The organism is Streptomyces swartbergensis, assembly GCF_002148965.1.
GTDB classification, from domain to species: domain Bacteria; phylum Actinomycetota; class Actinomycetes; order Streptomycetales; family Streptomycetaceae; genus Streptomyces; species Streptomyces swartbergensis.
Genome location: NZ_NGFN01000272.1, coordinates 1 through 11,767, shown reverse-complemented (window position 1 = coordinate 11,767; position 11,767 = coordinate 1). Strand labels below are relative to the sequence as shown.

10 protein-coding genes and 2 pseudogenes are annotated in these 11,767 nt (G+C 71.2%); 5 read left to right on the top strand and 7 right to left on the bottom strand.

Going from position 1 to position 11,767, the window contains the following annotated elements; genetic code table 11:
• Both CA983_RS32100 and CA983_RS32095 read right to left on the bottom strand, forming a co-directional pair.
• A pseudogene (locus CA983_RS32100) lies at nt 1-231 on the bottom strand (HEAT repeat domain-containing protein); the annotation flags it as partial.
• A 140-nt stretch (nt 232-371) separates the two neighbouring features.
• On the bottom strand, nt 372-2,039 hold the full coding sequence (locus CA983_RS32095; RefSeq protein ID WP_086604308.1) for an acyl-CoA dehydrogenase family protein: 1,668 nt from the start codon (nt 2,037-2,039) through the stop codon (nt 372-374).
• A 75-nt stretch (nt 2,040-2,114) separates the two neighbouring features.
• Here CA983_RS32095 and CA983_RS32090 point away from each other — a divergent pair, with 75 nt between their 5' ends.
• Entirely contained in the window at nt 2,115-2,873 is a 759-nt protein-coding gene (locus tag CA983_RS32090) for a PaaX family transcriptional regulator C-terminal domain-containing protein (protein ID WP_086604310.1), read from the top strand.
• 63 nt (nt 2,874-2,936) lie between these two features.
• On the opposite strand, the gene CA983_RS32085 is transcribed toward CA983_RS32090, so the two are convergent.
• Nucleotides 2,937-3,725 carry a pectate lyase gene (locus CA983_RS32085; protein WP_086604307.1) on the bottom strand — a complete coding sequence of 263 codons (789 nt, stop codon included), beginning with the start codon at nt 3,723-3,725 and terminating at the stop codon, nt 2,937-2,939.
• Between the two features lie 89 nt (nt 3,726-3,814).
• Nucleotides 3,815-4,795, bottom strand: coding sequence for a pectate lyase family protein (locus tag CA983_RS32080; RefSeq protein ID WP_086604306.1), 981 nt, complete (start codon nt 4,793-4,795; stop codon nt 3,815-3,817).
• Nucleotides 4,796-5,176: 381 nt separating this feature from the next.
• On the opposite strand from CA983_RS32080, the gene CA983_RS32075 reads away from it, so the two are divergent.
• Entirely contained in the window at nt 5,177-6,259 is a 1,083-nt protein-coding gene (locus CA983_RS32075) for a glycoside hydrolase family 62 protein (RefSeq protein WP_086604305.1), read from the top strand.
• Between the two features lie 97 nt (nt 6,260-6,356).
• Complete coding sequence (locus tag CA983_RS32070) at nt 6,357-7,670, top strand: extracellular catalytic domain type 1 short-chain-length polyhydroxyalkanoate depolymerase (protein ID WP_086604304.1); 1,314 nt, start codon at nt 6,357-6,359, stop codon at nt 7,668-7,670.
• Between the two features lie 34 nt (nt 7,671-7,704).
• On the opposite strand, the gene CA983_RS32065 is transcribed toward CA983_RS32070, so the two are convergent.
• Nucleotides 7,705-8,784 (bottom strand): NADH:flavin oxidoreductase/NADH oxidase, encoded by a 1,080-nt coding sequence (locus tag CA983_RS32065; protein WP_086604309.1) that lies wholly within the window; start codon nt 8,782-8,784, stop codon nt 7,705-7,707.
• 118 nt (nt 8,785-8,902) lie between these two features.
• Between CA983_RS32065 and CA983_RS32060 the strand changes: the two genes are divergently transcribed.
• Nucleotides 8,903-9,250, top strand: coding sequence for an ArsR/SmtB family transcription factor (locus tag CA983_RS32060; RefSeq protein WP_086604303.1), 348 nt, complete (start codon nt 8,903-8,905; stop codon nt 9,248-9,250).
• On the opposite strand, the gene CA983_RS32055 is transcribed toward CA983_RS32060, so the two are convergent.
• Nucleotides 9,247-10,590 carry an FAD-dependent oxidoreductase gene (locus tag CA983_RS32055; protein WP_086604302.1) on the bottom strand — a complete coding sequence of 448 codons (1,344 nt, stop codon included), beginning with the start codon at nt 10,588-10,590 and terminating at the stop codon, nt 9,247-9,249. The genes CA983_RS32060 and CA983_RS32055 overlap by 4 nt on opposite strands.
• Nucleotides 10,591-10,798: 208 nt before the next feature.
• Between CA983_RS32055 and CA983_RS32050 the strand changes: the two genes are divergently transcribed.
• Nucleotides 10,799-11,263 carry a DUF6214 family protein gene (locus tag CA983_RS32050; RefSeq protein ID WP_086604301.1) on the top strand — a complete coding sequence of 155 codons (465 nt, stop codon included), beginning with the start codon at nt 10,799-10,801 and terminating at the stop codon, nt 11,261-11,263.
• Between the two features lie 60 nt (nt 11,264-11,323).
• Here CA983_RS32050 and CA983_RS32045 read toward each other — a convergent pair.
• Nucleotides 11,324-11,767: pseudogene (locus CA983_RS32045) on the bottom strand (IS982 family transposase); the annotation flags it as partial.

The following is an 11,767-nucleotide window of genomic DNA, read 5'->3' as shown; positions in this document are numbered from 1 at the left end:
GTCCCGCACCTCCTCCCTGACGGCGAGCGCGAGGAGAAACGGAACACAGGCGAGCGTCGAGTCGTACACGCCTCCCTGGTGGTGCACGGCGCCGTACATCCGGTCGAGCGCGGTCTCCTGCTCGGCCGGGTCGGCGGAGGCCAGTCCCCGGAGCAGTCCGGGCACGTCCTCCGCACTGCCGTAGGCATGCCGCAGCGAGGCCCAGTCGACCTCGTCGATCCCCCTGAACACGTTGTCCTCCCCAGGCGAAGTGCCAACTGACGGCGAGTCTGCACCACGGCACTGACAACGAAGCGGAATCGGGAGGTGACTGTCTGCGAAGTGTGTGCCCGTTGGCCGACAGTGGCCCGGTCGCCGCCGGTGGGGGGCGCTCAGTTCCCGTCGGGCAGCGCGCGCTCCATGATCGTGTCGAGGTCCGCACCCTCCGGCAGCGTCCCGAACGCGTATCCCCAGTCGCCCCCGAGCCGGGTCGCGCAGAACGCGTCGGCGACCGCCGGCGGGGCGTACCGGACGAGGAGGGAGGCCTGGAGCGTCAGGGCCATCTCCTCCACGAGACGGCGGGCCGTCGTCTGCGACGCCCCGGACAGCCGGTTCCTGAGCCGCGCCACGGCCGCGTCCAGCCGCGCGTCCGCCCCCTGGGCACGAGCGAACTCGCTGAACAGGGCCTCCGCCGTGCCCGGTTCGCGGCTCAGCGCCCGCAGCACGTCGAGGGCGTTGACGTTCCCCGACCCCTCCCAGATCGACAGCAGGGGAGCCTCGCGGTAGTGCCGGGGCATCCCTGAGTCCTCGACATAGCCGTTGCCGCCGAGGCACTCCAGCGCCTCAGCGGTGAAGGCCGGACCCCGCTTGGTCACCCAGTACTTGCCGACGGCGGTGGCGATCCGGCGGAACGCCGTCTCCTGGGCGTCCCCGCGGATCGCCCGGTCGGCCGCCCCGGCCAGCCGCAGGGTGAGCGTCGTGGCGGCCTCGGACTCCAGCGCCAGATCGGCCAGGACGTTGCGCATCAGCGGTTGGTCCGCCAGCCGTGCGCCGAACGCGCTGCGGTGCCGCGCGTGGTGCCCGGCCTCGACGAGGGACTTGCGCATCAGCGCGGCGGACATCATCACGCAGTCCAGCCGCGTGCAGTTGACCATCTCGATGATGGTCTTGACGCCCTGCCCCTCGGGCCCGACCAGCCAGGCGACGGTCCCGTCGAACTCGGGCTCGGAGGAGGCGTTGGAGCGGTTGCCCAGCTTGTCCTTCAGCCGCTGGATGCGGAAGGTGTTGCGGGTGCCGTCGGGCAGCACGCGCGGCACCAGGAAGCACGAGAGCCCGCCCGGGGCCTGCGCCAGCACCAGGAACACGTCGCACATCGGCGCCGAGGTGAACCACTTGTGCCCGCGCAGGGTGTACATCCCGGGTTCGGACGTGGGCGTGGCCGTCGTGGTGTTCGTCCGGACGTCGGAGCCGCCCTGCTTCTCGGTCATCCCCATGCCCGCCAGCAGCCCGCGCTTCTCCGTGGGCACCCGCAGCCCGGGCTCGTACTCCCGGCTCGTCAGCAGCGGTTCGTAGACCTTCGCCAGCTCCGGCTGCCTGCGCAGCGCCGGGACGGCCGCGTAGGTCATTGACGTCGGGCAGCCGTGCCCGGCCTCCGTATGACCCCACACCAATCCGCCCGCGGTCCGCGCGACATGGGCGCCCGCCCGGTCGTCCGCCCAGGGCGACGCGGCCAGTCCCTCGGCGACCGCGGTGCGCATCAGGTGGTGCCAGCTCGGGTGGAACTCGACCTCGTCGACGCGGTTGCCGTACCGGTCGTGCGTCCGCAGCTCCGGCTCGTGGCGGTTGGCCAGGTCGGCCCACTCCTGCGCCTGGGCGCTGCCGGCCTGCCTGCCGAGCCGCCGCAGGTCCTCCTCCGCCCACCCGGCGCCCTCCCGCCGCAGTCCCTCCAGCAGGGCCGTGTCCTCGGAGGCGTCGTACGGGGTGAGCGGCGGGGCCTGGTTGGTGACGTCGTGCGTGGCGGGTCCGCCGTACGCCCGCTGTCCGTCGAGTGTCGAGACCATACGTCGAGTGTTGCACTCCGCCTACGGACGCAGCAATCCTGCAACACGGGAATCCGCCGCGTACAGTACGTGACCATGCCGATGAACGTCCCGGCGCGGCCCGGCGCGCTCGATCTGCGGCCGCTGTCCGCGCGGTCGGTCGTGCTGAGCCTGCTGCTCGGGACGCATCCCCCCGAGCTGCCGGTGAGGGAGCTCGTGCGGCTCGTGGAGGGCTTCGGCGTCGGCGGCTCCACGCTGCGGGCGGCGCTCAGCCGGATGGTGGCCGCCGGTGATCTGCGGCGCACGGACACCGGTTACCGCCTCAGCGATCGGCTGCTGGAACGCCAGCGCCGCCAGGACGACGCCGTGCACCCGCGCACGCGCGCGTGGGACGGCGACTGGGAGATGATCGTGATCACCGCGACGGGACGCGGCCCCGCCGAACGCGCCGACCTGCGCGCCCGGCTGACCGCCCTCCGGCTCGCCGAACTCCGCGAGGGCGTCTGGCTCCGCCCTGCCAACCTGGTCCGCGCCCTCCCCGGCGAGCTGGACCGGGTGGCCCAGCACTACACGGCACGCCCCGACCGGCCCGCCCGCGACCTGGCCGGGAGCCTGTGGCCGCTGGACGCCTGGTCCGCCACGGCCCGCGCGCTGCTCGCCCACATCGCCCGGACACCCCGCCCGGCCGGCCGCCTGACCGCCTTCGCCGCCGTCGTGCGGCACCTGCTGGCCGACCCCGTCCTGCCGTCCGCCCTCCTGCCCGCCGACTGGCCGGGAGCCGAGCTGCGCGCCGCCTACACCGACTACCAGCGGGAGCTGATCGGAGAGGTACGCGCACGCGTGCGCCGGGAATGACGCAGCGGCCGTACGGAGCGCCCTGCGGGGACGCTTCGTACGGCCGTCTTCACTGTGGGGGGCTTACCTGTAGGTGATGTCCGAAGTGGAGTACAGGCAGTTGGTGCTGTCCGGCCCCGTGCCCACCGCCGTGTTGTTGTTGTACTTCTGGCAGGGGACGACCTTGCGGCCGGCGTCGTTGCGGATCGTGATGCCGCGCAGCGTCGCCACGTCGTTGCGGTTGACGTTGATGCCGACGAGCCGCGCCGTGGTGCCCGTCCCGGTCACGTCGATGGTGTTGAGGTTGACCTTGCGGGTGTACTGCGTGGAGCAGTCACCGCAGGAGCGGTACAGGGTCTTGAACTCCTGGACGGCGAAGTTGGAGATGTTCAGCGTGCCGCCGCCGTTGTGCTGGAAGACCTTGTCCGCCGCCTTCTTCGCGCCGCCGCCGATCACGTGGTACGTGGCGCCGGTGCCGCCGCGGAAGGTGGCGGCGTCCTCGCCGACGTCCTCCCACCAGACGTTCTGGAGTGTGCAGCTGCCCTCGCAGTGGATGCCGTCGGCCGCGGGGGCGCCGAGGATGACGTTCTTCAGCACCGCGCCGTTGGCGAGCTTGAAGATCGGGTCCTGGCCTTCCTCCTGGCCGTCTCCGGCCAAGGCTCCGGTGCCGTAGAACCGCTTCATCCCGTAGTCCTTGGTGCCGGACACGGAGATGGTGGAGGAGGTGCCCTGGCTGCCGTTGGGGGTCGGCCAGGTGGCGGCGCTCGCCGTCGGCGCGTTCATGGTCATGATCATGCCAACCGACAGGCCGAGGGTGGCCAGCGCGCCGGTCAGAGCGCGCCTGCGGGCGCGCGGACGTGTCGCAGAAGTCATGTCCCGATTCCTTCTGTCGTCTGAGCGGATGAGGGATGTCCGAGCGGAAGGGGTGTCCGGGCGGACGGGGTGTCCGGGCGGACGGGGTGTCAGAGCTTTCCGGCGCCCGCACCCGACGTCACCGAGGCGACGACGGACGAGGCCGGCTCCGCCGTGTAGCCGTACGGCGGGCTGGTGAAGGTGCCGACCCGCGAGACCTCGGTGGCGGCTCCACCGAGGTCGTTGCCGCGCAGGTTGGCGTATCCGTCGACGTCGCTGCTGCGGTTCGTGGTGACCGCGACCTTCGTCGAGCGGAAGACGTTGTTCTCGACCAGCATCTGGGCGCCCATGCGCGAGTGACAGGCGGTGTCGGCGCCCTCGACGTAGTTGTTGTAGAAGTGCCCGGTGCCGAAGCGCAGGCTGGGGATGCGCGAGTACACGTTGGCGAAGTGGTTGTGGTGGTACGTCACCTTCAGCCGGCCGGTGTCCTCGCTCGCGTTGTTGTCGCTGTGGCCGACGAGCGAGCCCTTGAAGTGGTTCTTGAAGGTGTTCCAGGACACCGTGACGTTGTCCGCGCCGTGGTTGACGTCCAGCAGGCCGTCGTAGTGGTCCTTGTCGTGATCGCGGTCGGCCGAGAAGGAGTTGTGGTCGATCCAGACCTTGCTGGACGCCTCGACGGTGATGCCGTCGGCGGGCGCCACCGGCTTGCTGATGTTGAGATTGCGGATGACGACGTTGGAGACCTTCTTCAGCCGGAGTCCGCCGCCGGTGAACCCGGACGCGGAACCCACGCCCAGAACGGTCGTGTTGGACCCGACGTCGACCTGACCGCTCAGCGAGATCAGGCCGTTGACCCGGACGACCTTGGCCGAATTGCCCGTCACGGCCGACTTGAAGGCGCTCAGCGTGGAGACGGTGACCGCCGAGGCGCTGCCGCCGCCGGTCGTCCCCGCGCCGAACCCGACCGGCGAGGTCTCGGCGGCCCCGGCCGGCTGGGGAACGGCCAGGACCGTCACGGTCGCCAGTGCGGATGCGGCGGCGAGCGCCAGGGTGGATCTGCGGACACGTGTACGTGGGGGATGAGTACGCATGTGGGGTGCGTCCCTTCGTGGTGCCTTCATGGTGCCAGATCGGTCATGTACATGAATGACGTTCGCCATGTTGTTCACCGCGCGCGCTGTGTGTGGTCGGTCCGAAGGTCTTGCCGTGCCGCAGGGGTGCACTTCCCTGGGCCTGGCAGGTCTCGGCGGGCGCCCTGGCGGAGGCGCTTCCGGGTCACACTGCTGAACGGAACGTAGGGGGCAAGCGCTTTCTAGTCAACGCCTCGCGCAGAACACATTCGGCCGGACCTGGTCGGAGCGCCGACGTTTCGGGAAGCGGCGTGGGAGCGCTTCCATGCGGGCCATGTCCATGTCACCATGCCGATCGGACGCTTCCCTTCAGGAGAGGGCGGGTCGATGAGGACTCCGCGCATGCGTACGTTCGTCAGCGGGCTGGTGTTGATGCTGTCGGCCGTCGGTGTCCTGGCCCTGGCGCCGGCCCCGGCGCTCGCGGGCACGCCGCAGCCCGCCCGCGAGGGCTCCGTGCCGGGATCGTTCACATGGTCCTCGAGCGGCCCGCTGATCGGCCCGAAAACGGACGCCGGCCACCCGATCCTCTCGGTCAAGGATCCGACGGTGTTCCGGTATCAGGGCCGCTGGCACGTCTACTTCACGACCGCCGACACCGCCGGGCGCTGGAGCCTCGGATACACGAGCTTCGCCCGGTGGTCCGAGGCCGCCTCGGCTCCGCAGACGTTCCTCGATACCAACCCGAACATCGGCAGCCGGTACGCGGCGGCGCCCCAGGTCTTCTACTTCGCGCCCCAGCAGACCTGGTACATGGTCTACCAGACCGGACCGCCGTCCTACTCCACGACCAAGGACCCCTCGGACCCGCTCAGTTGGAGCGCGCCGCGGAACTTCTTCGGCAGTGAGCCGCCCGTCGTGACCGAGAACAAGGGCGACGGCGCCTGGCTGGACTTCTGGACGATCTGCGACCGGACGGACTGCTACCTGTTCTTCTCGGACGGCAACGGGCACCAGTACCGCTCGCGCACCACCCTCGCCGAGTTCCCGAACGGCTTCCGCGACACCGCCATCGTGCTGTCCGAACCCAACCGCTTCGACCTCTTCGAGGCGGGCAACGTCTACCGGCTCGGCGACGGCGGCGGCTACCTCATGCTCGTCGAGGCGCTCGCGACCGGATCCGACTGGCGGCGCTACTTCCGGGCCTGGACCGCCGACAACCTGGGCGGCGCGTGGAAACCGCCGGCCGACACCGAGGCGAACCCCTTCGCCGGCTCGTCCAACGTCGCCTTCGAGGCCGGACAACCCGCCTGGACCAGGGACTTCAGCCACGGCGAGATGATCCGCGCCGGCGTCGACCAGACCCTCACGATCGACCCGTGCCGCCTCCGGTTCCTCTACCAGGGGATGGACCCGGCCGCCGGCGGCGAGTACCACCGGCTGCCCTGGCGGCCGGCCCTGCTGACCCAGACGAACTCCACCTGCTGAACCGCCGTACGACGTCCTGCGAGCCGCGCCTCACAACCGAAGGGACCCGGACGTGCCTGCCACTCCCCACCCCACGACGAGGAGACCGCGGCGGTCGATGCCCGCCACACTCCTCGCCACGCTCCTCGCCGCGCTGCTGCCGTTGCTCGGGGCCACGGTGCTCACGGCACCCACGGCCGCCGCCCGCGAGAGCAACCGTGATTCCGCCCGTGATTCCGCCCGCGAGAAGGCCGTACCCACCGCGACCCTCACCGAGGTCACGAACTTCGGTACGAACCCCAGCAACCTGCGGATGTACCTGTACGTGCCGGAGAGCGTCACCCCGAACCCGGCGGTGGTGGTCGCCGTGCACTGGTGCACCGGCTCGGGCCCGGACATGTACAACGGCACCGAGTACGACACCCTGGCCGACCAGTACGGGTTCATCGTGCTCTACCCGTCCGTCACGCGCAGCAGCAAGTGCTTCGACGTCTCCTCGCCCCAGGCGCTGCGCCGCGGCGGCGGCAGCGACCCGGTCGGCATCAAGTCGATGATCGACTGGGTGACCCGCACCTACGACGCCGACACCGGGCGGGTGTTCGCCACCGGCATCTCCTCCGGCGCGATGATGACGAACGTCCTGCTCGGCGACTACCCTGACGTGTTCGCGGCGGGCGCCGCCTTCTCGGGCGTCCCGTTCGGCTGCTTCGCCACCACCGACGGCTCCGAGTGGAACAGCGCCTGTTCGGGCGGCACGGTCACCCGCACCCCGAAGGAGTGGGGTGACCTGGTCCGGAACGCGTACCCCGGCTACAGCGGCCCCCGCCCCCGGATGCAGATCTGGCACGGCACCGAGGACGACGTGCTGCGCTACCCCAACTTCGGGGAGCAGATCAAACAGTGGACGAACGTGCAGGGCGTGAGCCAGACGCCGGCCGCCACCGACACACCCCAGTCCGGCTGGACCCGCACCCGCTACGGCGGCACGGGTGACCAGGCGCCCGTGGAAGCGATCAGCCTCCAGGGCGTCGGCCACAACCTGTACGCCCACGGCATGGCATCCCGCGTGCTCACCTTCTTCGGCCTCGACAAGCCGGGCCCGGCTCCCCAGCCCGGCGCCTGCAAGGTGTCGGCCGCGGTGAACGCCTGGAACACCGGCCTGACCGCCTCCGTGACCCTCACCAACACCGGTACGACGACGGTCGACGGCTGGAAGCTCGGCTTCACGCTCCCCGCCGGGCAGACGATCACGGGCGGCTGGGGCGCCACGTACACGCCTTCGTCCGGGTCGGTGACCGCGGCCAACGTGTCCTACAACGGCACCATCGCGCCGGGCGCGAGCGTGAGCATCGGCTACCAGGCCGGTCACGGCGGCAACAGCGCCGCTCCGGCCGGGTTCACGCTCAACGGGACGGCGTGCGCTACCGGTTGACGGGGACGGTGTGCCTGGGGGCGCGGGTGCCGGCTCAGACCGACCGGTGGTACTGGTCCGGCACCCGCACCTCACCGCCGAGTTCCCGCGCCGCGAGCCGGGCCCACGAAGGGTTGCGCAGCAGCTCGCGGCCCAGCAGGACCGCGTCGGCCTCGCCGTTGGCCAGGATCTTCTCGGCCTGCTCGACATAGGTGATCAGCCCCACCGCGGCGACGGGCAGCGTCGTCTCCTGCTTCACCCGGGCGGCGAAGGGCACCTGGTAGCCGGGGCCGGTGGGGATGCGGACGCCGGAGGCGTTGCCACCGGTGGAGACGTCCAGCAGGTCGACGCCGTGGGCGCGCAGGTCGGCGGCGAAGCGGACGGTGTCGTCCGCGGTCCAGCCGCCCTCGTCGAGCCACTCGGTCGCCGAGACGCGGAAGAACAGCGGCTTGTCCTGCGGCCACACCTCCCGTACGGCGTCGACGACTTCGAGCGCGAAGCGGGTGCGGTTCTCGTACGAGCCGCCGTAGGCGTCGGTGCGGTGGTTGGAGTGCGGGGAGAGGAACTCGTTGATCAGGTAGCCGTGGGCGCCGTGGATCTCGGCGATCTCGAATCCAGCGGCGAGCGCGCGGCGGGCGGCGGCCGCGAACTGCCCGACCACGTCCTTGATCTGGCCGACGGTCAGCTCGGCCGGGACCGGGTGCCGGTCGTCGAAGGCGATCGGGCTCGGCGCCACGGAATCCCAGCCGTGGGCGTCCGGGCCGACCGGGGCGCCGCCCTTCCAGGGGCGGTCCGTCGATGCCTTGCGGCCGGCGTGTGCCAGTTGGATCGCGGGCACCGTGCCCTGTGAGGCGAGGAAGCGGGTGATGCGGCGGAACGCCTCGACCTGGGTGTCGTTCCAGATGCCGAGGTCGTACGGCGAGATGCGTCCCACCGGGGACACCGCGGTGGCCTCGACGATGATCAGGCCCGTGCCGCCGGTGGCGCGGGCGGCGTAGTGCGCGAAGTGCCAGTCGTTGGGGACACCGGTCTCCGGGCCCTCCGGTGCGGCCGAGTACTGGCACATCGGGGGCATCCACACGCGGTTCGGGATCGTCACTTCGCGCAGGGTGCAGGGCTCGAAGAGCGCGGTCACGGCGGACTCCATTCGTCACGGGGCCGATGTCGACTCGTACGATAGGCATCGTAGTACGGTAGATGTCAAACTACGAAAGCTCTCGTACTATGGGATCCCCGAAGGAAGTGGAGCCGCCGTGACCTCTCCCGCCGTCAGCAGTCGCGACCTGCCGCATCCCGTGCGCGACGAGATCCGGCTGGAGGGTGTGCTGCACGCGCTCTCCGACCCGATGCGGCTGCGGATCGTGCGGGAGCTCGCCACGGCCAGCGGGGAGCTGTCCTGTTCGCACTTCGACCTGCCCGTCACCAAGTCCACGACCACGCATCACTTCCGGGTGTTGCGGGAGAGTGGGGTGATTCGGCAGGTGTACCGGGGGACGGCCAAGATGAACGGGCTGCGGCGGGATGACCTGGACGGGCTGTTCCCGGGGTTGCTGGACGCCCTTCTCGATGCCGCCGGTCGGCAGGCTGTCCGTGGTGGCTAGATCACGTCGCCGTGCGCGGCGGTCATGAGGGACTGCCAGTCGGGGAGCTTCACCACGTTCCTGCCGAGTGACGCTCCCAGCAGGGCCTCTGCCTGTTCGATCGACTGCCAGCCCGTCCACTCGACCGGGTCGGCTCCCTCCGCGCGCAGGGCCGTGAGCGGGTCGTCGGGGACGGTCCTGGCCGCGAGGGCGGACGCGTCCTCCAGCAGGGACATCGCCGTCTCCTTCGCGCAGGGGCGGTTCGAGCCGATGACGCCCGTCGGGCCCCGCTTGATCCAGCCGGCCACGTACTCGCCCGGCGTGACGACGCCCTCGCGCAGGACGCGCCCGGCCAGGTTCGGCACCGTGCCGCTCTCCGGGTCGAACGGCAGCCCTTCCAGCGGCACTCCGCGATAGCCCACCGAGCGCAGCACCAACTGCGCCTCGACGTCCTCGAACCGGCCCGTGCCCGTCACGCCGCCATGCCCGTCCGGTGCCGTCCGCTCGAAGCGCACCGCGCCCACGTGGCCCTGCTCGGCGAGCAGTTCGGCCGGGCGGAGGAAGAAGCGCAGCCGGATCCGGCGCGGGGCGCCGCTCGGCGGAGTCTCGGACCAGCCGCGCAGCACCTCCACGTTGCGGCGCTGCGCGGCGGGCAGGGCGGACGGGTCGGCGTACCCGGGGTCCAGGGCCAGCTCCGCCGGGTCCACGATGACGTCGGTCTCCGGCAGGGTGCCCAGTTCGCGCAGCTCCTTGGTGGTGAAGCGGGCCTGGGACGGGCCGCGCCGGCCCACCATGTGGATCTCGGTCACCCGGCTCGCCGCCAGTGTCGTCAGGGCCGCCTGCGGCATGTCGGTCGGGCTGAGCTCGGCCAGACCGCGCGCCAGCATCCGGGTGACGTCCACGGCGACGTTCCCCACGCCGATCACCACGGCCGACCGGGCGTCCCGCAGGAACCCGGCGTCCACGGCGTCCGGGTGGGCGCTGTACCAGGACACGAACTGCGTCGCCGACCAACTGCCCGGCAGGTCCTCCCCGGGGATGCCCAGATGCCGGTCGGTGGCGGCGCCCACGCAGTACACCACCGCGTGGTAGAGCTCCCGCAGCCGGGCGACCGGCACCCCGCCGGGACCGGCCTGGACGCCTCCGAGGAACCGGACCCGGTCGTGCTCCAGGATCGTGCGCAGGCTGTTCTGGAGCGACTTGATCTTCTCGTGGTCCGGAGCCACGCCGTAGCGGACCAGGCCGTAGGGGCACGGCAGCCGGTCCAGGACGTCGACGCGCACCTCGGGGTCCTGCTGGACGAGGCTCTGGGCGGTGTAGCACCCGCTCGGCCCGGAGCCTACGACGGCGACTCGCAGCACGGCGGAACTCCTTACCCGGGGATCCCGAGGGATCGCAGGAGGGCGCTGATGCCTCCAGCATCGCACGGCCGGGCTCCGCCGACAGGGTGCTGTGCTCCGCTCGGGGTGCGTGTCCGATCTATAGGGAATGTGATCATTCGGTTACGTTCTGTGTGTGCTGGAAGCATCCTTTCTTAATCTTTCCGATCGCTCTCCGGCGGACAGCGCGGTGTCCGTGCGGCCCGCGTGGGAGGTGCGGGAGAACGAGGACGCCACGCGGTGGTTCGACGTTCAGCTGGCCTTCACGGACGGCGCCCACGTCGAGGCACTGGCCGTCGTGGCCGGGGGGCGCGTCGGCGTGGAGGACGTACGGGCGCAGCCCGCGCTGTCCCTCGACGACCTGGCGGTGCTCGCCGACTGGATCGAGGACTCGCTGGCCGAGGCGTGCTGCGCCGGTGCCGGGACGGCTCCGGAAGCCGGCGGAGGCCAGGGGCGGCGCGCCCGGCCGGCCTGGCCGCGCGGCGCGGAGGGGCGGTGGCTGGTGGCGCAGGAGTACCGCGCGGCCCAGCAGGACGGTGCCGATCCCGTCCTCGCCGTCATGTGCGCGACCGGACACAGCCGCCGCAAGTGCCTCAGGCTGATCGGCCAGGCCCGGGACGCCGGGCTCCTGACGCCGCGCCGCGCCCGGCGCTGAGGGGTCCGGCCCGGCGTTCGACCGGACCGGAAGCCCGCTAGATGAATGAGTCCGATGTCTTCAGTGGTCGTACGCGATCAGCGAGCGCTTGACCGTTGTTCCGGTGTGCCAGTTGTGCCAGATCGCGGTGGCCAGGGCCAGTAGGCGTTGGGCGGTGCGGGCGAAGACTCCGGCTGGGGTTCTGCCGCCGTGCTGTTCCAGGCTGAGCTGGCCCTTGAGGGTGTCGATGACGGCCTCGATCCACTGGCGGACACGGGCGATCTTGCCGAAGCGGGCCGGTTCGTTCTTGCGGTCCGGTCGCACCAGGTGGGCGCCGAGCCGGTCGGTGACGAAGGCTTCGAACTCCCGGCCGGCGAAGCCCTTGTCGGCCAGGATCACCTGCCCGGCCCGGATCAGGTGGTGGTCGCGTTCCAGCTGTGCGGCCATCACCTCCCGTTCCCCGAGTTTGGGGTTGGCCAGGCACCAGGTGACGGGCATGCCCTCGGCGGTGGTGACCAGGTAGAG

Excerpts from the sequence above, each read along its gene's own strand:
- CA983_RS32095 (WP_086604308.1), bottom strand. The coding sequence starts at position 2,039 with ATGGTCTCGACACTCGACGGACAGCGGGCGTACGGCGGACCCGCCACG.
- CA983_RS32090 (WP_086604310.1), top strand. The coding sequence starts at position 2,115 with ATGCCGATGAACGTCCCGGCGCGGCCCGGCGCGCTCGATCTGCGGCCG.
- CA983_RS32085 (WP_086604307.1), bottom strand. The coding sequence starts at position 3,725 with ATGACTTCTGCGACACGTCCGCGCGCCCGCAGGCGCGCTCTGACCGGC.
- CA983_RS32080 (WP_086604306.1), bottom strand. The coding sequence starts at position 4,795 with ATGCGTACTCATCCCCCACGTACACGTGTCCGCAGATCCACCCTGGCG.
- CA983_RS32075 (WP_086604305.1), top strand. The coding sequence starts at position 5,177 with ATGCGTACGTTCGTCAGCGGGCTGGTGTTGATGCTGTCGGCCGTCGGT.
- CA983_RS32070 (WP_086604304.1), top strand. The coding sequence starts at position 6,357 with ATGCCCGCCACACTCCTCGCCACGCTCCTCGCCGCGCTGCTGCCGTTG.